Raw genomic sequence first — 20,720 nt, 5'->3', positions numbered from 1 at the left:
TGCCCAGCAGCAGCGCACCCGGCGCCACGCGACCTTCGTCCAACGTGGTGTCCGAAAGCCGCCAGCCGATGTGGGCTCGGCGTCGCACACTGGGAGGTGTGATCGATGACGAGAACAGGTACGAGGCGGTTCGCAGTCGGGACGCTCGCTTCGACGGGGAGTTCTTCTTCGCCGTCGAGACCACCGGCATCTACTGCCGGCCCAGCTGCCCCGCCGTCACCCCGAAGCGGCAGAACGTCCGCTACTACACCACCGCGGCCGCCGCCCAGGGCTCCGGGTTCCGGGCCTGCCGGCGCTGCCGTCCGGACGCCGTGCCGGGGTCCGCGGAGTGGAACGTACGCGCGGACGTCGTAGGGCGCGCCATGCGCATGATCGGGGACGGCGTCGTGGACCGCGAGGGCGTCCCCGGTCTCGCCGTCCGCCTCGGCTACAGCTCCCGGCAGGTGCAGCGGCAGCTCACCGCCGAGCTGGGGGCCGGTCCCGTCGCCCTCGCGCGGGCCCAACGGGCACACACCGCCCGGGTGTTGCTGCAGACCACCGCCCTGCCGATCACGGAGATCGCGTTCGCCGCGGGGTTCGCCAGCGTGCGCCAGTTCAACGACACGATTCGGGCGGTGTACGCCCTGACTCCCACCGCCCTGCGCGCCGCCGCGCCACGTGGCCGGGGCGCGGGTGCGGGACGGGCCACCCCGGCCGCCGGGATCCCGCTGCGGCTCGCCTACCGAGGGCCCTACCAGGCAAGCGCCGTCTTCGACCTGCTCTCCGAAGAGGCGGTGGCGGGGATCGAGCAGGTCAGCGGGGAGCGGGGCGGGCGGACGTACCGGCGTACGCTGCGGCTGCCGTACGGCACCGGGATCGTGGCCGTCGAGGAGAGCGACCACGGGGTCGGCGGATGGCTGGACGCCAGGCTCCACCTGACCGACCTCCGTGACCTCACGACCGCCGTGCAGCGGCTGCGACGCCTCTTCGACCTCGACGCGGATCCGTACGCCGTGGACGAGCGGCTCGGCACGGACGTGCGGCTTGCTCCGCTGGTCGCGGCGCGGCCCGGCCTCCGGTCGCCCGGGGCCGCGGATCCGGAGGAGTTCGCGGTGCGGGCCCTCGTGGGGCGTGCGGAGGCTTCGCTCCTGGTGGAGCGGTACGGGAAGGCGCTGGACGCGCCGTGCGGCTCCCTCACCCATGTCTTCCCCGAGCCCGGCGCGCTCGCCGGGGAACCGGGGCCTTTGGGGGAGCTGGCCGCCGCGCTGGCCGATGGGCGGGTTCGGCTTGACGCGGGGGCGGATCGGGACGATGCGGAGGCTGGCCTCGCGGCCTTGGGCGGGGTGGATGCGGGGGCCGTGGCGGTTGTCCGGATGAGGGCGCTGGGGGATCCGGATGTGGGGTTGCCGGGGGTGGGGGTGTCTGAGGGGTGGCGGCCGTGGCGGTCTTACGGGGTGCGGCATTTGCTGGTGGCGGGGTAGGGATTTTGTCCCCCACCCCGCCCCTTCCCGAAAACCGTGCCTGCGCCCCGGACCTACCTGGGGCTCCGCCCCGGACCCCGACAAGACGGTCTCAAAGGCCGGCCGGGCCAGCTACTGCTCAAGCCCCCAGCTATGGATCCGCCGAGGATGGATCCGGATCAGCTCCTCGCTGAAGTGAGGGCCCAACTCATGCGGGCCCGCGAGGAGTTCCGCGTCCCCTCGGATGTCGACGCCCCGCACCTTCCACGGCCGCTCACTCACGATGTCATCGACGACCAGTGACACCTTCGGATTCCGCTGGAGGTTCCGCCACTTCTTGGTGGTGCCCAGCGCGTAACCGCCGATCAGGATCGTCCCGTCGTTCTGCGGGAAGAACCCGACAGGATTCGCCTGCGGCTGCCCCGTCGCGTCGACGCTGGCCATCCGGCCCAGACGCTGGGACTTGAGGTACGCCCGCTCGGCCTCGCTGAATTCGGTCATGGAGCGAGCCTAAGCCGCAGGCAGGCCCCAGCGCGGCGCCTCCTCGTCCGGTTCGACCGGAGCGATCCGCAGGTCCGGCCGGTCGCCCTCGGCCGTGATCAGCGCCGACCCGCCCCGCCGCAGAGCGATCCGCACGGCGCCGTCGCCCGCGTCCTCGTACGAGAGGGGCCGCCCCCGCTCGTCCCGCACCTCGATCGCCCCCGCGATCCCGTGCCGCACGACGCAGGGCGCCCCCGCCTCACTCACGAGCCGCACCCACCGGGTCGCCCCGCCCTCCCGTACCGCGCTGAGCAGGAACGCCCCCTGCGTACGGAAGTTGTGCACCGTGAGGTCCGCCCACGCCGTCGGCAGTGCGGGGAAGACGCGGATGACGTCGCCCCAGGACTGGCAGACCATGTCGTGCAGGGACTGCGCGGCGGAGAGCGGGGTCTCGATGACCGGGCCCGACTCCTTGTACATGGTGTTGGGCTGGATGAAACGCGCCATCAGCTGCCCCAGGTATCGCAGCGCGTCCTCGCCCTTGCCGAGGAGCGCGGACATCGACGCGGCTCCGGTGAACGTGTAACCCTGCAATGCGCCCTCGAAGCCGACCCAGTGTGCCAACGACCGCTCGATCAGGGCTCGTTCCTCCGCCGTGCGGCCCGTCACCTCGTACAGCGGGTAGACCGCGAGCAGGTGGGAGTAATGGCGGTGCGACTTCGCGAAGGGGATGTCCGCGCCGATCATGTAGCCGTTCGCGTCCGTCGGATACGCGGCCAGCCTGCTGCCGACCTCCCGCCAGCGTGGCGCCGACTCGTCCTTCACATCGAGGAGTTCCGCTGTCTCAAGCAGCGTGCGGCAGCCCCACTTCAGCAGCATCAAGTCATAGTTGCAGTCGCGCGAGTTGCCCCCGTACTCGGGGGAGTAGGTCGCCGGAAGGTGCAGCTTGCCGTCCGAGCCCGGCTCCAGGAAGTGCAGGTAGTAGTTGATCGCCTTCCGCAGGAGCGGGAAGAGGACGTCGCGCAGGATCGCCTTGTCCATCGTGTGGCGGTAGCTCAGCCAGACGTTGTGCAGCGCCCAAGTGAGGTTGCCGACCTCGGGTGTCGGCGGGTCCTGGCCGGGGATGCCGACTCCGTAGCCGCCGTCCGTGACCGATGCGCCGTTCACCAGGGACGCGTCCGTGGTGCGCGGGACGCCGAGCGAGTCGGCGCGGTAGGGGGCCGCCATCTCCTGGGTTAGGTGGGCACGGAACTCGCTCAACGCACGTGTCACGGCGTCCAGTTCCAGGTGGTTGGAGCCGTGGATCAGCCAGTACTCCAGCTGGACGTTCAGGTTCCACCAGGTGTTGGGCCACGGCGTGGGCTCCAGCCAGGGGCCGCAGGTCGCCATGACCGGGGCGTCGCGGCGGGCGGCGGCGGCCGCCTTGTAGAGCTGGATCCAGTAGAAACGCTGCATCCTGGCATCGGGCAGCGACAGGAAGCTCCTGCGGTAGTACGCGTGCCACCTGGCCCGATGCGATCTCGCGAGCCAGTCGTACGAGAGGCCCGCGGCACCCCGCACCGCGCGCACCGCACGGTCGCGTGCCGTCGTCCCCGGATGCGAGTGCGCCACGTTCACGTACAGCGTCCGGACCTCGCCCCGTGTCCGCTCCCGCCAAGCGGCGACGTGCCCGCCGCCCGCGAGCAGCGGCTGGACCGCGGCCGAGACGCCGTCGTACTCCTTGATCTCGGCGGGCGGGTTGCCCGCGTAGCCCTCCGGCAGCGGCTTGAACGCGGCGCGCGGACTGATCGCCTCCGCGGGGTGGAACACCCAGCGGAAGCCGCGCTCGCCCGCGCTGGGCGTGACCTCGACGGCGAGGACGGAGCGCGTGTCGTGCACGTGCGCGCGGAGTTTCAGGGTGCCCTTGTCCGTGGTGAGGGTGCCGGTCAGCTCGGCGTCGCGCAGGCGCAGCCGCCAGTCGACGCCGGTGATCCTGCCGACCGGTTCGAGGGTGAAGTGGCCGATGGGCAGGCGTGCGAGGCCGAAGAGGGAGCCGAACTCGGGGCGGTGGTCCTGTACTTCCGAGTGCTGAACGTTGAAGCGCAGGGCGGTGATCGCGCCGTCCGGCCGCGTGCTCGGTTCGGTGTAGATCCCCGAGCCGAGGAAGCCGTTGCCGAGGAACGGGCCCTCGTACCAGGTCTTCGGGAGCTTCTGCCAGACCAGGTCGGCGTCGTCGAGGACGGTGCGCCAGGGGTCGCCGGGGGTGGTCACCTCGGCCGCGCTCAGGCCGGCCGTGCTCAGGCCGGCCGTGCTCACCTGCGCCGCCTCCCGGGGCGCGGCGGTGGCCTGGGCGGGCAGGGCGCCGGCGATCAGGGCGCCGCCCACCGCGGACCCGGTGGCGAGCACGGTCCTTCTGGACGGACTGGCGGATGGTTCGGCGGACGGTCCGGCGGAAGGTCTGGGCATCGCGTCTCCCGAGGCATGCACGAGTCATCGGAGTCATCGGAGCTTTACCTCGCTGAAAGCTAGGGAAGGGGCGTCATCCCGTCAATGAGTCCGGAAAGATCCGATGGAAGTGTGTCTACGTGAACACATGCCGCCCATGTGCTCAGCCCCAGATCAGCACCCCGAGCCACGCCCCCGCTATCAGCAGGCACGCGAACAACTCGGTCAGCACGCTCCAGCCGCCCGCCCGCATGGCCGCCCGCGTGGCGGTCACCGCCTGCCCGTGCCCCCCGAGCCGCAACCGTTCCCCCAGGTAGATCCCTCCGATGAAACCCGGCAGCGACCCGATCACCGGCACGACGCAGAACCCGACGAGGGCCCCGGCCCCCGCATACACAGCGGTACGGCGCGTGGCGCCGCTCTGCCGGAAGCGCCGGGGCGGCAGCAGCCATCGGATGCCCTGCGCCACGAGGAGCACCACGGACGCGCCGACGAGGACCCACCAGGCGACCGGGTCCGGGTCCTTCAGTGCCCACCACAGAACCGCGGCCCACACCAGCCACGGCCCCGGCACGCCGGGTACGAGCACTCCGCCGATCCCGAGCAGCAGCACCACTCCGACCAGCAGGAGTTCCCAGGCTCCCATCTGTCAAGCGTGCCGGAAACGGGGCAAAACCGCAGGTCGCACGAGTCCCCGCAAGCCTCCTGAGCAGGCTCGGCGAACCCTCAGCGCGCCACCCAGCCCCGCTCGTAGGCATGCCAGCCCAGCTGCAGCCGCGTCGTCACGCCCGTCAGCTCCATCAGGCGCTTGACCCTGCGCTGCACCGTCCGAAGGCCGAGGTCCAGCTGTTTGGCGACGCTCGCATCCGTCAGGCCCGCGAGCAGCAGCGACAGGATCTCCAGGTCAGCGCTGTCGGGACCGTCGGGGGCGTCCTCGGTCACCGCGTGGCCGCCCTCGCCGAGCCGCAGCGGCAGCGCGTCCCGCCACACCGCTTCGAAGAGCCCCGTCAGGGATTCGAGCAGGCCGCTCGCGTGGACGACGAGCGCGGCCGGCTCCGCCCTGCGCGAGGTCAGCGGCACCATCGCGAGCGAGCCGTCGGCGATCACCAGCTTCGTCGGGACGCGGTCCACGACCCGCACCTGTTCGTCGCGGCCGATCGCCGTCGACAGCTCCAGGAGGCCGGTGGGGAGCGCGAGGACGGACCGCTCGACCACCACGCGGTAGGTGACGCCGCGGCCCGCCGCCTGCTCCTCCGCGTCGTTCTCCATGCCGGTCACCGCCACCGGGTTGCCGGTCACCAGCGCGCACACCTCGTGGCTCGCGCCCAGCTGTAGCTGGAGGAAGCGCTGCGAGACCGCGCCCGCGCCGGTGACCACCTCGACCAGGTCGTGCACCGCGGGCTCGGCGGCCTGCGCGCGGTACTCCTCGGCAAGGAGCTTCGCCGCGAGCTCCGCCTTCTCCAGCTCGTGCCGCTGCTGGGTCAGGAGGGCGCCGAGCGCCACGCCGGGCGGGGCCGCCACCCACCGGCCCGCCTTACCGGAGGCCTGGGCGGCCAGGCCGTGCAGTTCGAGGCGGCGCAGCGCGCTCACCGTGTCCGGCTCGCCAAGCGAGAGCCGCCGCGCGAGGTCGGGCACATCGGCGGCGCCCACCGCCACCAGCGCGCGGTACGCCGATTCGTGCAGCTCGTCCAGACCTATCGCAGCCAGCATGCGGCGACGCCCCTCCCCACGGATCCGTTCCGACGGCGCCCTGGCGGAAAACAGCCACGGCGTAAACCCGCCCCGGGACATCATCCCCGTACCCCCCGGCTCTCTGCCAAGGTGACGCCACCGCAGCACCAACGGCAGCCGCGATTAGGGCCTTTGGTCCGATTTCAGCTGTGGTTCCGCATGCCTGCACAGGCATGTCCGCCAACCGCATGCCCATCAACCCTGGGGAGAGCGATGCGCCCGATATCGCGCACGGCCTTGGGGGCGGCGTCCGCCGTCGTCCTCGCCGTCACCGCGGCCGTCCCGTCCGTGGCCGAGCCACGTACGGCGGCGGACACGAGTCCGCTGGTCGGCAGCGCCCCACAGGGCGAGGGGAGTTCCGTCGTCACCCTCGTCACCGGCGACCGCATCCTCGTCTCGACCGACGGCAAGAAGCGGGCGGGCGCGAGCGCCCTGCCCCGCGCCGACGGCACGGTGCCCCTCGTCCAGACCAGACAGGCGGGCAAGGACCTGTACGTCTACCCCGAGGGCGCCGTGCACGCGATCGCCGCAGGCAAGGTCGACGAGGAACTCTTCAACGTCACCAGCCTCGTCCGGCAGGGCTACGACGACGCACACGCCAAGAAGCTCCCGCTGATCGCCGTGTACGACACGTCCGTCGACGTCACGCGCGCCGTGCCTGCCACTCCGCGCGGCGCCGAACGCGGGCTCGTCCTCGACCCCGTCGACGGGGTCGCGATGAAGGCCGACAAGAAGAAGGCCGCGGACTTCTGGGCGGACATCACCTCACCCACGTCCCGTTCCGCGTCCGACCTGAAGAAGCTCTGGCTCGACACCAAGGTCGAGGCCACCCTGGACCGGTCGACGAAGCAGGTGCACGCCCCCGAGGCCTGGGCAGCGGGCTACGACGGCAAGGGCACCAAGGTCGCCGTGCTCGACACCGGCGCCGACGCCGCACACCCCGACCTCAAGGGCCGGATCGGCGCCGCCAAGAACTTCACTGACTCCCCGGACGGCGAGGACCGCCAGGGACACGGCACCCACACCACCTCCACCGTCGGCGGCACCGGCGCCGCGAGCGACGGCAAGAAGAAGGGCGTCGCGCCCGGCACCGAGCTGCTGCACGGCAAAGTACTCAACGACAGTGGCTCCGGGGCCACTTCGTGGATCATCGCGGGCATGCAGTGGGCCGTGGACGAGAAGGCCGACGTCGTCTCCATGAGCCTCGGCAACCCGGCGCGGTCCGACTGCACCGACCCGATGAGTACGGCCACGGAGGAGCTCGCGCAGTCGAGCAAGGACACCCTCTTCGTCCTGGCCGCGGGCAACACGGGACCGAGCCTCAACTCCGTGTCCTCGCCCGGCTGCGCGCCGAGCGTCCTGACCGTCGGCGCCGTGGACCGCGACGACTCGACGGCCTCGTTCTCCAGCCGCGGGCCCGCGTACGGCTCGCACACCCTCAAGCCGGAGATCGCCGCACCCGGCGTCGACATCTCCGCCGCAGCGGCGGGCGGCAGAGGCGTATACGCCTACCAGTCCATGAGCGGTACGTCGATGGCGACCCCGCACGTCGCGGGCGCCGCTGCCCTGGTCAAGCAGCGCCACCCGGACTGGAACGCCCAGCAGATCAAGTCGGCCCTCGTCTCGTCGGCGGACAGCGTCATCCCTGGTGACGTGACCGAGACGGGCGGTGGCCGCCTCGACGTGAAGGCCGCCATCGACCAGAAGGTGCTCGGCTCGCCCGCCGTGCAGGGCGGCAGCTTCGGATGGCCCCAGGACAACTCGGACCGGACGACGGTCGACGTCCCGTACACCAACACCACAGGCAAGGCTGTGGAGTTGAAGCTGTCCGTGCAGGGTGTCACCGGCAACGACGGCTCGGCCGTGCGGTCGGACATCGCCCGGCTCGGCGCGCGCTCCGTCAAGGTCCCCCCAGGGGCCACGGTCAAGGTCCCGCTGAAGCTGGACCCCGACGCCCACCTGAAGAAGGCCCAGTACGGCGACGTGACCGGCCGCGTCCTGGCGAAGGCCGACGGGGACGTCGCGGTCTCCACGCCCTTCTCCCTCTACGTACAGCCGCAGACGGTCAGCCTCCGCGTGAAGCTGGTCGACCGCGCCGGAAAGCCCGCCGACGGACCGTCGTCCGTCGACCTCATCGGCACGGACGACGCCACCGGTGAGCGCCGCTTCAACGAGGGCGCCAACGACCAGACGTACCAAGTCCGCCCGGGCGCCTACTTCCTGACCGGATTCATCGCGACGCCGGACGCCGACGGCGGCACCCTGACCGACTCGCTCACGCACATCGCCCGGCCCCAGGTCGAGGTGAAGAAGGACATGACCCTCACGCTCGACGCCCGCGAGGCACACCGCCTCACCGTCAAGACGGACAAGAAGTCCGAGGTGCGCGGCGCCACCCTCGGGTTCGCCCGCTCCTGGGGCACCGACAACTGGCTGCACGCGGGCACCGCGGCAGGGCCGCGTTCCATCCGCGGCTTCTATCAGTCCGTCGAGGGCAAGGCGACCGACGGCACCTTCGAGTCGAGCTCCTACTGGCGTGCGGCGGCGCCCCTGCTCTCCGAACTCGCCGTGGTGGGCGGCACATCACTGCACCCCACGCCCGCGTCCACCGGATCGGCCAACCTCGACGGCACGGGCAAGGCTGCCCTCGTGGACGCCGGGTCCGGTACTCCCGCGGAGCTGGAAGCCGCAGGGGTGAAGGGCAAGATCGCTCTCGTCAAGGTTCCGGACGGCGGCGGCGCCAGCGCCGTGGCGACGAACGCGAAGGCGGCAGGCGCGCTCGCGGTCGTCGCCCACCGCACGGCACCGGGCCGCTGGTACCCCTCGGTCGGCCTGAGCGGATCACCGCTGCCGGTACTCGGCATCCCGACGACCGAGGCGACCGCGCTGCTCGCCGAACTGGCGCAGGGCAGCGTCGGGTTGAAGTGGAAGGGAACGGCGAAGAGCCCCTACGTCTACAACCTCGCCTTCCCCGAGACCGGCCAGATCCGCGACGACCGCACCTACCGGGTGCGGGACAAGGACCTCGCGGCGAACGAGGCGACGTACCGCGCGATGGGCACGGCCACGGACTATGTGGACCTCCCGTCCGCCGTCCGTCCCTCGGGTCTTGAGGTGTACTTCGCCGACATCGAGTCGGTCCCGGCCCCCGGCAAGCGCACCGAGTACTACTCGGCCGGCACGACCGGCTGGGGCCACCAGGTCTCCAGCAGCTTCCCGTTCGGTGAGTTCATGATCGACCCGGTGCGCACGTACGAGAAGGGGGAGCGGCGCAGCGAGAAGTGGTACGAGGGTGTGCTCACCCCCGTCGCGCCACGCGACGCCGACGGCGGCCTCGGCCTCGCCGGGGAGCGGCAGGGCAACCTGATCGGTGTCGCGCCCGGATTCTGGGGGGACAGCCAACACGCAGGAATCCAGGGCGGGTTCGGCGACATCGGCGGCCTGGAGCTGAAGCGGGACGGCGAGGTCGTGGGGGAGACGGGCTGGCCGTACGGCGTGTTCTCGGTCCCGGCCGGCGACTCGGCGTACGAACTCACCCTCCACACGCACAAGATCGGCTCGAAGGTCTGGAAGCGTTCCCTGAACACCCAGACCACGTGGGCGTTCCGCTCGCACCTCGACGAGGAGGTCTACTCACAGGGCATCCCGATGCTGTTCCCGCGCTACCAGCTGCCGGAGGACGGCATGAAGACGCTGGCCGCCGAGGACGGTCTGAAGATCGGGATCACCGCGACAGGACACGCGGGCTACAAGCCCGGGGCGCTCAAGTCGGCGGCCCTGTCCTACTCCTACGACGAGGGCAAGACCTGGACCGAGGCGAAGACGTCCGCCTCCGGCGGCAAGTGGACCGCCACCGTGGATCACGCGGGCGCCTCGGGCAAGGAGGTCTGGCTCAAGACCGAACTGACGGATACGAACGGAAGTTCCGTCACTCAGACGGTGGCCCGCGCCTACGACGTGCGATAAACACACAGACACCGCCGGGCGGTCCTCCCGTGGGGGGTGGGCCCGCCCGGCGGCCCTCATCACTCTTCCGGTGGCCGGAATTTCCGGATGCACCGTTTTCGTACGGCCTTTGCGGTGGACAATAGGGGCATGAGCCAGCAGGGGGAGAGGCGCGACGGAGCCTCCGGCCAGGAGGACGACTGGTGGGGTCAGCTCTACGACGACTCCGCTCATGACACGGGTCCGGCCGAGGCGGCCGACACCCTCGACGACAGGTTCGCGTCGGCGGTTTCCGCGTCGGCGGGCGAGGGCGTGGTCGTTGCGGCCCCCGAGGACGAGGCCGAGGCTGTGCAAGGGGCACCGCCCCGCTCCGGCCGCTTCCCCGCCCCGGAGCCGCCGCCCCCGGGTTTCCAAGACCGGCGGAGTGCCCCCGGCTCCGCCCCTGGCCCCGCTCCCCGGCCGCCGGACTCCGCGCCGCCGCGGGAGCCATCGCCCCCGCCCTCTGCCGCAGCGCCCCCGCCCTCTCCCGCAGCGCCGCCGCCTCCCTCGTACGGCCCGCCTCCACCCACCGCCCCCGTCCGCCAGGACGTCGCCCCCTGGGAGCCATCCGCAGCGCCCACGGGACCGGTGACCTTCCCGGCGGGCCCGGCGAAACAGCCCGGCGACGCTAGCCGCACCACCGCCGTCCCCGCGCCCCGCACGCCCGAGGAGTCCGCGGTTCCGGAACCGCAGGCACCCGCCCCGGTGGCATCGCGGCCACCCGCCCCAGCGGACGCGGGACCGGCCGTGGTGGCGGCAGCACCCGTGGCGGCGGCAGCGCCCGTGGACGCCGTCTCGTACGTCGGCGACGGGCCGCCCACCTATGACGCCGAGCCCACCGTCCTGCCCACCGCCGACCCCGACGACCTGGGCGATCTGGTCGCCGACACCGTGCTCGACGGCGCCCGTTACGGCAACTCCACCCTGCGGGCCGTCTCCGTGCGGGGGGACTCCGCGCGCTATCGCGGTGAGCCGCGCCGCGACTCGCTGCTCACCGCCCGGTTCGGGACCGGGGAGAGCGCCCTGGTCCTGGTGGCCATGGCCACCGGCGCGCGGGCCACGCCGGGTGCCCACCGCGCCGCCGCCGAGGCCTGCGCGTGGATCGGGCGGGCCGTGGGCCGCAGCCATCAGCGCCTCTCCGAGGACATCCGGGCCGCCCGGCGCGGGGACCTCAAGAGCGGCCTTCACCGGCTCACGGACCGCAGCCTCGGCAAGCTCCGCGCGCACGCCGCCGACCTCGGCATCGAGCCCGAGGAGTACGCGGCGTCGCTGCGCTGCCTCCTCCTGCCGGCCGACCCCGAATGCCGTACGCGCGTCTTCTTCGGTGTCGGCGGCGGCGGACTCTTCCGGCTCAGGGACGGCGCATGGCAGGACATCGAGCCGCATGTCAGCGACTCCGCGGGTGACGCGGGACCGCCCGTGGTCGGGTTCGGTTCCGTGCCGCCGGAGACCCCCGACGGCGATCGGCTCACCATGGACATGGGGATCATCACGCCCCCGAGTCCCTACGAGCCCGCACCCGAGCCGCCGCCCCGCGAACCCTTCCGGTTCCGGGCCTCCGTAGCCCGCCCGGGTGACGCCCTGCTGCTCTGCAGCGGCGGCCTCGCCGAGCCCCTGCGCGGTGAGCCCGAGCTGGCCGCCCACCTCACGCAGCGGTGGGCGAAGAGCGGTCCACCGGGGCTCGCGACGTTCCTCGCGGACATCCAGGTCAGGGTCAAGGGGTACGCGGACGACCGGACGGCGGCCGCGGTCTGGGAGGCATGAGCGCCCGCCCTTGGGAGGCGTGCGCGTCCGCCCTGTGAATTCATGGACCCCAAGAGAACAAGGGGACTGAAGGGTTCGTGAAGCCATGGCCAAGCAGAACGTCGCCGAACAGTTCGTCGACATCCTCCACCGCGCCGGTGTGCGCCGCGTGTACGGAGTCGTGGGCGACAGCCTCAACCCGGTCGTGGACGCGATCAGGCGCACCAAGGGCATCGACTGGGTGCAGGTCAGGCATGAGGAGACGGCGGCCTTCGCGGCCGGCGCCGAGGCCCAGATCACCGGCAGCCTCGCCGTCTGCGCCGGCTCCTGCGGCCCCGGCAACCTCCACCTGATCAACGGCCTCTACGACGCCCACCGCTCCATGGCGCCCGTCCTCGCCCTCGCGTCGCACATCCCGTCGAGCGAGATCGGCCTCAGCTTCTTCCAGGAGACCCACCCCGACCGGCTCTTCCAGGAATGCAGTCACTACAGCGAGATGATCTCCAGCCCGCAGCAGATGCCTCGGCTGCTCCAGACCGCCATCCAGCACGCGATCGGGCAGTCCGGCGTCAGCGTCGTCACCCTGCCCGGAGACATCGCCGACCAGCCCGCCCCCGGCAAGTCCCCCGAGAGCGCCCTGGTCACCTCGCGCCCCACCGTGCGCCCCGGCGACACGGAGATCGACAAGCTCGCCGAGATGATCGACAAGGCCGGCAAGGTCACCCTCTTCTGCGGCAGCGGCACGGCCGGCGCACACGCCGAGGTCATGGCGTTCGCCGAGAAGATCAAGTCCCCGGTGGGCCACGCCCTGCGCGGCAAGGAATGGATTCAGTACGACAACCCGTACGACGTCGGCATGAGCGGTCTCCTCGGCTACGGCGCCGCGTACGAGGCCACCCACGAGTGCGACCTCCTGATCCTGCTCGGCACCGACTTCCCGTACAACGCCTTCCTGCCCGACGACGTCAAGATCGCCCAGGTCGACGTGCGGCCCGAACACCTCGGCCGCCGCACGAAGCTGGACCTCGCCGTCTGGGGCGACGTACGCGAGACCCTGCGCTGCCTCACCCCGCGCGTCGCGCCAAAGAGCAACCGCAAGTTCCTCGACAAGATGCTGAAGAAGCACGCGGACACCCTCGAAGGCGTCATCAAGGCCTACACCCGCAAGGTCGACAAGCACGTCCCGATCCACCCCGAGTACGTCGCCTCCGTGGTCGACGAACTCGCCTCCGACGACGCGGTGTTCACCGTCGACACGGGCATGTGCAACGTCTGGGCCGCCCGCTATCTCTCCCCGAACGGCAAGCGCCGCATCATCGGATCCTTCAGCCACGGCTCGATGGCCAACGCCCTGCCGCAGGCGATCGGCGCCCAGTTCACCGACCGTAAGCGTCAGGTCATCTCCCTGTCGGGCGACGGCGGATTCTCCATGCTGATGGGCGACTTCCTCACCCTCGTCCAGCACGACCTGCCGGTGAAGGTCGTCCTCTTCAACAACTCGGCGCTCGGCATGGTCGAGTTGGAGATGCTCGTGGCCGGGCTCCCTTCGTTCGGCACGGACAACCACAACCCCGACTTCGCCGCCGTGGCCCGCGCCGCCGGTGCCTACGGCGTACGCGTGGAGAAGCCCAAGCAGCTCGCGGGCGCCCTGAAGGACGCCTTCTCGCACAAGGGGCCCGCGCTCGTCGACATCGTCACGGACCCCAACGCCCTCTCCATCCCGCCCAGGATCAGCTCCGAGATGGTGACCGGCTTCGCGCTCTCCGCCAGCAAGATCGTCCTGGACGGCGGCGTCGGCCGCATGGTCCAGATGGCACGCTCGAACCTGCGGAACGTGCCACGCCCTTGAATGATCTGACGACAGATCAGGCGGGCCGCAGCCGCAGCGTCACGATCTGGAACGGCCGCAGCGCGAGGACGAGCCCCGCGTCGTCGGTGTGGGCCGTTTCGAGCGGACGCTCCAGGAGGTCGGTCACCTCGGCCGCGCTCACCGCGAACGACGTGGTGAGCGTGGCGGCGGCGCGCCCGCCCCGCGACTCGTAGAGACGCACCACGACATCACCGCTCCCGTCGTCCGCGAGCTTCACCGACTCCACGGTCACCGCCGGATTGTCCACGCTGACCAGCGAGGGCAGCGCGGGACCTTCAGCGACCCGCAGCGGCAGGTTCAGCGCGAGGCCCTCCGCGACCGCGTCACCCGTCGTCGCCCCGGGCAGCAGCGCGTACGTGAACCGGTGCACGCCCAGATCCGTCTCCGGGTCGGGGCTGTGCGGGGCACGCAGGAGCGTGAGCCGCACGGTGGTGCCGAGCCCCTCGTCGTGCGGCACGCGCGTCACGTCATGGCCGTACGTCGAGTCGTTCAGGACCGCCACGCCGTACGACTCCTCGGCGACCCGCAGCCACCGGTGCGCGCAGATCTCGAAACGGGCCGCGTCCCAGCCGGTGTTGGCGTGCGTGGAGCGGTGGACGTGGCCGAACTGGATCTCGGCGGCGGACCGTTCGGCGTGTACATCCAGCGGGAAGGCGGCCTTGAGCACCTTCTCCGACTCCCGCCAGTCGACCTCCGTGACGACGTCGATCCGGCGGCTGCCCGCGGCGAGCCGGATCTCCTGGGTGATGCGCGAATCGCCGAAGGCCCGCACCACACGGACGGCGACCCGCAGCGGCCCGTCCTCGACCAGCTCCACCGACTCGGCGTCCGTGAGGTCGGTGTGCGTGTTGCGGTAGTGCTTGTCCAGGTCCCACGCGTCGTAGTGCGTGGGGTGATCGGGGTGCAGCTGGAGGAGGTTGCCGCGCGATCCGGGGGAGAGGACCTCGCGGTGCGCGTCGATGTCGTGCACGGAGGTCAGCAGCCCGTCCGCGTCGACGGCGACGCGCAGATGCTCGTTCAGCAACTGGATCTCGCCGTCGGCGAGCAGGGCGGTCGCACCGGTCTCCCGCGTGTACGAGGCCGCCTCTTCGAGACTCTTGCTCCCCAGCGCCGGGACGTTGACGTGTACGAGGTCGCCGTCGTCAGCCGTGACGACCTCGCTGCGAGCGTACGGCGACGCGTTGAGCGCGACGGGTCCTCCCGGGCCCAGGGAGCGCACCGCCGACGCGGTGATCTCGTCGAGCTCGGCCAGCACGCGCGCGTATGTGTCGCGCGCTTCCCGGTGCACCCATGCGATCGACGAGCCCGGCAGGATGTCGTGGAACTGGTGCAGGAGCACCGTCTTCCAGAGCCGGTCCAAGGTGGCGTAGGGGTAGACGTAGGCGGGGTCGCGGACCGCGGCGGCCGTGCACCACAACTCGGCCTCGCGCAAGGCGTGTTCGGTGCGGCGGTTGCCGCGCTTGGTGGCCGCCTGCGTCGTGTACGTCGCGCGGTGCAGCTCCAGATAGAGCTCGCCGGACCAGACCGGCGCCTTGGCCCCGTACTCCTCCTCGGCGGCGGCGAAGAACGCCGAAGGCCGCTCGATCTCGACGCGCGGCGACCCCTCCAGGGACCGCAGCCGCCGTGCCTTCTCCAGCATCTCGCGCGTCGGGCCTCCGCCCCCGTCGCCCCAGCCGAACGGCACGAGGGAGTGGGACGCGCGTCCCTTCTCGGTGAAGTTGCGTTCCGCGTGGGCGAGTTCCGCGCCGTGGATCTGGGAGTTGTAGGTATCGACCGGAGGGAAGTGCGTGAAGACGCGGGTGCCGTCGATGCCCTCCCACCAGAAGGTGTGATGCGGCATCTTGTTGGACTGGTTCCAGCTCAGCTTCTGGGTGAGGAACCAGCGGATGCCCGCGAGCTTCGCCAGTTGCGGGAAGGCAGCCGTGTAGCCGAAGGAGTCCGGCAGCCAGATCTCCTCGGTCTCCACCCCCAGCTCGTCGCGGAAGAACCGCATGCCGTGCGTGATCTGCCGGGCGAGCGCCTCGCCGCCCGGCATGTTGGCGTCCGACTCGACCCACATCGAGCCCACGGGCGCCCAGTTGCCGTCCGCCACGGCCTTCTTGATGCGCTCCCAGATGTGCGGCTGATGCTCCTTGACCCAGGCGTACTGCTGGGCCTGCGAGCAGGCGAAGACCAGCTCGGGATAGTCATCGGCGAGAGCCGTCACATTGGCGAAGGTGCGCGACGCCTTGCGTACCGTCTCGCGCAGCGGCCACAGCCAGGCCGAGTCGATGTGGGCGTGTCCGGTCGCCGACACCCGGTGCGCGCTGGCGTGGGCGGGGCTCGCGAGGACCTCCGTCAGCTCGGCCCGCGCCGCTGCGGCCGTGCCCGAGACGTCGTGCAGATCGAGGGCGTCGAGCGCTCGCTCCAGGGCGCGCAAGATCTCGTGACGCCGCGGACGGGTGGCGTCCAGTTCGTACATCAGCTCCGAAAGGACTTCCATGTCCAGGGTCAACTGCCAGACGTCCTCGTCCAGTACGGCGAGATCGGCAGACGCGAATCGGTAGATGAGGCCATCGCCCGCGGTCAGTACGTCGCCCAGGGGGGTCGGTTCGAAGTCGTGCAGGACGGCGGGGTTGGCCGCGGCCTCCAGGAGGAGGTGCACCGGCTCGTCGCCCCGCGCGGAGGCGGCCACGGGGACGTGCCGGTTGCGGGGGTGAATGCCCTTGAGGGGGACGCCCGAGGCGTCGTACACCAGACCCTCCGCCTGGAAACCGGGGCCCTCGCCGGTGAACCCGGGGTCGATGACCACCTCGACGTGGCGCCCGCGCCAGGCCTCCGGCACCTGGCCGCGCAGCCGGAACCAGCTGGTCGACCAGGGCTTTCCCCAGGCGGTGCCCGTCTCGAAGGGCTCGTACGCGGCGTCGAGGGCCTCGGCGACGGGGACCGGTTCGCCCGGCGCGTGCCAGACGGAGAGGGCGAGCGACACACGGTCCGCGTACTGGGCGGGGCGGATGAACTGCCGCAGGGCGCGCTCGAGGCGGCCCTCCACCAGCAGTCGGTCGTCGTGCACGGCGGCTCCTCTGAATGCTCGGGCGGGCCCGGAGCGGTGCGTCCGGGCCCGGTCAGGATCATGTGGAAACGGTCCACCGCTTCACTTCCCCGCCGGGCTGGGGTGCACCCACTCCAATGGTTGACGAATGGACATGAGTGCCGCCCACCGGGTGGGGCATGCATTCCGTGAGGGTGTTCGAGCAGGGAGGAATGGACTCAGTTCGTGGGCGGGGGTCATGACCAGGCAGTTAAGAGGGGGCGGTCCGATTCATCTCGGGACCTCTTCACCGAAGGCAAGGGACGAGGCGATCGACGACAAGCCGGTGGAGCTCGAGCGGGCTCAACTCCGGCGCAGATTGGGGCGATCCGACCTGCGAGCGGTCCCTGAGGTCAGGGGCGCGCTGCGCGAACTGCTCCGGACCTGGGGGAGGCCCGGACGATCCGAGACAGCCGAGCTGCTGACCAGCGAACTGGTCACGAACGCACTGGTGCACACCGATCGCGATGCCATCGTGACGGTGACCGTGCGGCCCGGCAGGCTGCGCGTCGAGGTCAGGGACTTCGTGGGGCGCCGGCCGAAGCTCTGCGCGGCGAACGCCGACGACAGCACGCACGGCAGGGGCCTGATGCTCGTGCAGTCCCTCGCCGACGCGTGGGGCGTGCGGGCGCACGGGGTCGGGAAAGTGGTGTGGTTCGAGCTGGACGGCGGCCCGGCCTGAACCGGACCGCCTGCCAACTCCCGTCCTGCGCTGCTGACATCAGCCGAACTGCTGCTCCAGATCCTTGAGCTTCTGCTCCAGGGAGTCGAGCCGCGGCAGCGTCTGGGTGTCGTCCTCGGCGGTGAGGTCGACGGTGACGGGTTCAGTGCCGTTCTTCACGGCCTGGAGGGAGGGACGGGAGCGCAGCGGCAGCTGGTCCTGTTCCTGCGGCGCCGGGCCGGGGGCTATCGCAGGGTCCGCGCCGACCTGCGCGGACCCGGCGGCAGGAGCGACGGCCGGCAGATCGACCTGCCGTCCGCCGCCGCGGCCCGGGAGGCTGCGATGGCCCCTGCTGATCGCCTTGAGCTGCGCACGCTCCAGCTTCTCGCGGCCCCGCCTGGTGATCTTGGTGCGCTCCTTCTCGCGCCGGTCCTCGCGGACCTCCTCGACCGCCTCGTCCAGGGTGCGTACGCCTTCCAGGAGCATCAGCGACCAGGCGCCGAAGGTCTCCCGGGGCGCGCGCAGCCACCGTACGATCCGGATCTGCGGCAACGGCCGCGGCACCAGGCCCTGTTCGCGCAGCGCCGCCCGGCGGGTCTGCTTCAGCGCGCGGTCGAAGAGCACCGCCGCCGACAGCGACATCCCGGCGAAGAACTGCGGGGCGCCCGCGTGGCCGAGTCCTCTGGGCGCGTGCACCCAGTTGAACCAGGCGGCGGCGCCCGCGAACGTCCACACCAGGAGCCGCGAGCCGAGGGCCGCGTCACCGTGGCTCGCCTCGCGCACGGCGAGCACGGAGCAGAACATCGCCGCGCCGTCGAGTCCGAACGGGACCAGGTACTCCCAGCCGCCGGTCAGGTTGAGGTTCTGCCGGCCGAAGCCGACCAGGCCGTGGAAGGAGAGTGCGGCGGCGACCGCCGCACAGCAGAACAGCAGAACGTACGAGGCCGTTCCGTAAACGGCCTCCTTGCGCCTGCGGCGCTCCTCGCTGCGTTCCCAGGAGTCGTCACCGGAGATACCGGCGGTCGCCTTCTGCCCGGCGCGCTTGCCGCGTGCGAGTACCGCCACCGCCACCAGCATGCCCAGGAGCAGGACGCCACCCGGAAGCAGCCAGTCCAGCGATATGTCGGTCAGTCTCATCTGGGGTCCCTTGCGTCGCGGTAGGGCGTTCGGGCGCCATAGTGGCCCAATCCCGCCGGCCCCCAGTGGGCTTTTGGAGCAAGAGAACGCCAAGGGGGGTGCAAAGGGGTGCGGCGCGCGCCGTTTTGCTCGAACTCAGGCCTCAGTAAGGAGAGTTGAGTTCGATTAAACGAACACGAAAGGGTGGTTCAACGGGGAGGGGTTCGCGGTTTCGGCTCGGGAAGGAACTCCGGGTCAGGCCGCCGCAGCGGCGCTGAGGCGCGCGACGCGCTCCGCGTCGCAGGTGCGCGGGCAGGTCACACAGGTGTCCTCGGGCCGCAGCGTGTAGAACATGCAGCAGCTCGCGCGGTCCCGCGTCGGCAGGGACTCGCCGTTCGGACCCCGCAGCTCACGGAACCCCGCCGTCCCCACGTACGGCTTGGTGGCACCCGGAAGCAGCCGTTCGAGCTCGGTCGTGGCGCGCTGCTCCTCGCCGAGGAGATGGGCGATGTACCAGAGCCCCTCGACGATCTCGTCCGTGGCGACGCTCCACAGGGCGCGCGAGCGGCGCCGCATCCGTGGCCCGAAGGCGTCCAGGAGCGGTCCCAGGTGCTCGGCGACGGAGGCCCGCACCTCCGCGCGCAGCGCCTCCTCGTCCGGCACGACGTGGGCTCCGGGGAGCGAGGCGGCCGGATCGCCGGGCAGGCAGGCGAAGCCCGCGCTGCGGACGGCCAGGCGGCCGAGGGTGCGCTGGAAGGACACGTTCTGTACGGGGTAGCGGGGCACCCGGCGGTGCAGGAACCACGGCAGGGTGATCAGGAGCGTGGCCGGCCAGGCGTAGCGGTGCAGCGCGAAGCTGGCGATGACGTCCGGACGCCCGGCCTGGCCGTAGTCCTTGCGTACCTGCGCCTCGTCCCACGCCATGAAAGCGTCGAGGTCGGCCCCGCCCTCCGCGAGCCGGGAAGCGGTGACCCAACCGCCGCCCTGGGGGGCCTGCTCCTCGTCGACGAGCTCGGTCACGCGCAGTCCGGGGAACACCTCGGTGAGGCGGGCGTAGGCGTCCGCGAGGGCGCTCGGGGCGCTCTTGGCCAAGGTGGGTACGGACATGCGGGGACCACCGAATCACGATCGATTACAGGTAAGCCTAACCTTACCCAGAATGATCGAGGTTTCAACCGCGGGGCTGTCCGCCTATGGTGCCTCTCGTACCTTTCGGACCGAGCGGACTTTGGGGTGGACCTCGTGGAGCAGGCCAGAGCGCATGACGCGTACCGCCTCGCCGTCCGTGTCCCGGAGCAGGTGCGGGCCGCGACGGCCCGGGACGCGAGCCCGGCGGCGCCTGCGAGTGCCGTCCGCGGTGAGCACACGCACGGGGAGTCGGCGCTGCCCGCGCCCCGCGCGCCCCGTAAGACGGTCCAGCGGAACTCGGTACGCGGGCAGATCCTGGACGCCCTGCGGAACGCGCTTGTCGGGGGCGACCTCGCGCCCGGCGAGGTGTACTCGGCGCCCGTGCTCGGCGAGCGCTTCGGGGTGTCGGCGACTCCGGTGCGCGAGGCGATGCAGCAGCTGGCGATCGAGGGCGCCGTGGAGGTCGTGCCGAACCGCGGCTTCCGGGTCACCGAGCGGAGCGCGCGGGAGCTGGGGGAGCTGGCGGAGGTGCGGGCGCTGATCGAGGTGCCGGTGATGCTGCGGCTCGCCCGTACGGTGCCCGCGGCGCGGTGGTGCGAGCTGCGGCCCCTCGCGGAGGCGAGTGCGGTGGCGGCGGCGGGCGGTGATCTTGCCCGGTACGCGGAGGCGGACCGGGCCTTTCACGGGGCGGTGCTGGGTCTCTCCGGGAACCAGCAGCTGGTGCAGGTGGCGGATGACCTGCACCGCCGGTCGCAGTGGCCCCTCGTGAGCGGGCCCGTCCACGCCCGCCGCGCGGACCTCGTCGCTGACGCGGCGGAGCATATGGCTCTGCTGGAGGCGTTGGTGGCGCAGGACCTGGGGGTCGTCCGGTCCCTGGTGCGGGAGCATTTTGCGGGGGCGGAGGGCTGAGGTCCGGGCGGTCCCTGCGGGGCATTCCCCAATCCCACCCCTTCCCGAAACTGGGGCTCCGCCCCAGACCCCGTACAAGATGGCCTCAAACGCCGGACGGGCTGGAAGTATCCAGCCCGGCCGGATACTTCCAGCCCGTCCGGCGTTTGAGGACGAACTCGGCGG

Annotated in this window: 13 protein-coding genes; 6 read left to right on the top strand and 7 right to left on the bottom strand. The window is 71.5% G+C overall.

Annotated features, from left to right (window positions below; all coding sequences use genetic code 11):
* Positions 1–68 precede the first annotated feature (68 nt).
* Positions 69–1,460 (top strand): DNA-3-methyladenine glycosylase 2 family protein, encoded by a 1,392-nt coding sequence (locus ACIBCK_RS11970; RefSeq protein ID WP_399389769.1) that lies wholly within the window; start codon positions 69–71, stop codon positions 1,458–1,460.
* A 111-nt stretch (positions 1,461–1,571) separates the two neighbouring features.
* Here ACIBCK_RS11970 and ACIBCK_RS11965 read toward each other — a convergent pair whose 3' ends face one another.
* The 4 genes from ACIBCK_RS11965 to ACIBCK_RS11950 all read right to left on the bottom strand — a co-directional run bounded on the left by ACIBCK_RS11965 (position 1,572) and on the right by ACIBCK_RS11950 (position 6,053).
* Positions 1,572–1,940 carry a PPOX class F420-dependent oxidoreductase gene (locus ACIBCK_RS11965; RefSeq protein WP_399389245.1) on the bottom strand — a complete coding sequence of 123 codons (369 nt, stop codon included), beginning with the start codon at positions 1,938–1,940 and terminating at the stop codon, positions 1,572–1,574.
* A 9-nt stretch (positions 1,941–1,949) separates the two neighbouring features.
* Positions 1,950–4,364 carry a glycosyl hydrolase family 95 catalytic domain-containing protein gene (locus ACIBCK_RS11960; RefSeq protein WP_399389243.1) on the bottom strand — a complete coding sequence of 805 codons (2,415 nt, stop codon included), beginning with the start codon at positions 4,362–4,364 and terminating at the stop codon, positions 1,950–1,952.
* A gap of 142 nt (positions 4,365–4,506) precedes the next feature.
* Positions 4,507–4,989, bottom strand: a complete 483-nt coding sequence (locus tag ACIBCK_RS11955; protein WP_399389241.1) for a DUF456 domain-containing protein — start codon at positions 4,987–4,989, stop codon at positions 4,507–4,509.
* An 80-nt stretch (positions 4,990–5,069) separates the two neighbouring features.
* The gene (locus ACIBCK_RS11950) at positions 5,070–6,053 is read right to left on the bottom strand and encodes a helix-turn-helix transcriptional regulator (protein WP_399389239.1); all 984 of its coding nucleotides are present in this window, start codon (positions 6,051–6,053) and stop codon (positions 5,070–5,072) included.
* A gap of 234 nt (positions 6,054–6,287) precedes the next feature.
* Here ACIBCK_RS11950 and ACIBCK_RS11945 point away from each other — a divergent pair, with 234 nt between their 5' ends.
* The 3 genes from ACIBCK_RS11945 to ACIBCK_RS11935 all read left to right on the top strand — a co-directional run bounded on the left by ACIBCK_RS11945 (position 6,288) and on the right by ACIBCK_RS11935 (position 13,650).
* A complete protein-coding gene (locus ACIBCK_RS11945) occupies positions 6,288–10,040 on the top strand; it encodes a S8 family peptidase (RefSeq protein ID WP_399389237.1) in 3,753 nt (1,250 codons plus the stop codon).
* Between the two features lie 129 nt (positions 10,041–10,169).
* Positions 10,170–11,822 (top strand): protein phosphatase 2C domain-containing protein, encoded by a 1,653-nt coding sequence (locus tag ACIBCK_RS11940; protein WP_399389236.1) that lies wholly within the window; start codon positions 10,170–10,172, stop codon positions 11,820–11,822.
* An 85-nt stretch (positions 11,823–11,907) separates the two neighbouring features.
* Positions 11,908–13,650: a pyruvate dehydrogenase gene (locus tag ACIBCK_RS11935; RefSeq protein ID WP_399389234.1), complete on the top strand. Its 1,743-nt coding sequence runs from the start codon at positions 11,908–11,910 to the stop codon at positions 13,648–13,650.
* Between the two features lie 16 nt (positions 13,651–13,666).
* On the opposite strand, the gene ACIBCK_RS11930 is transcribed toward ACIBCK_RS11935, so the two are convergent.
* The gene (locus tag ACIBCK_RS11930) at positions 13,667–16,723 is read right to left on the bottom strand and encodes an alpha-mannosidase (protein WP_399389232.1); all 3,057 of its coding nucleotides are present in this window, start codon (positions 16,721–16,723) and stop codon (positions 13,667–13,669) included.
* A 217-nt stretch (positions 16,724–16,940) separates the two neighbouring features.
* Here ACIBCK_RS11930 and ACIBCK_RS11925 point away from each other — a divergent pair, with 217 nt between their 5' ends.
* On the top strand, positions 16,941–17,423 hold the full coding sequence (locus tag ACIBCK_RS11925) for an ATP-binding protein (protein WP_399389231.1): 483 nt from the start codon (positions 16,941–16,943) through the stop codon (positions 17,421–17,423).
* A 39-nt stretch (positions 17,424–17,462) separates the two neighbouring features.
* Here the strand turns inward: ACIBCK_RS11925 and ACIBCK_RS11920 are convergent, their stop codons facing one another.
* On the bottom strand, positions 17,463–18,539 hold the full coding sequence (locus ACIBCK_RS11920) for a DUF2637 domain-containing protein (protein ID WP_399389229.1): 1,077 nt from the start codon (positions 18,537–18,539) through the stop codon (positions 17,463–17,465).
* Between the two features lie 234 nt (positions 18,540–18,773).
* Positions 18,774–19,625 carry a (2Fe-2S)-binding protein gene (locus tag ACIBCK_RS11915; protein WP_399389227.1) on the bottom strand — a complete coding sequence of 284 codons (852 nt, stop codon included), beginning with the start codon at positions 19,623–19,625 and terminating at the stop codon, positions 18,774–18,776.
* A gap of 135 nt (positions 19,626–19,760) precedes the next feature.
* On the opposite strand from ACIBCK_RS11915, the gene ACIBCK_RS11910 reads away from it, so the two are divergent.
* Positions 19,761–20,555 carry a GntR family transcriptional regulator gene (locus tag ACIBCK_RS11910; RefSeq protein WP_399389225.1) on the top strand — a complete coding sequence of 265 codons (795 nt, stop codon included), beginning with the start codon at positions 19,761–19,763 and terminating at the stop codon, positions 20,553–20,555.
* Positions 20,556–20,720: the final 165 nt, after the last annotated feature.

The organism is Streptomyces sp. NPDC051218 (genome assembly GCF_044455475.1).
Classification (GTDB): domain Bacteria; phylum Actinomycetota; class Actinomycetes; order Streptomycetales; family Streptomycetaceae; genus Streptomyces.
The sequence above is the reverse complement of the archived record's forward strand: the minus strand, read 5'-3'. Positions and strand labels throughout refer to the sequence as shown.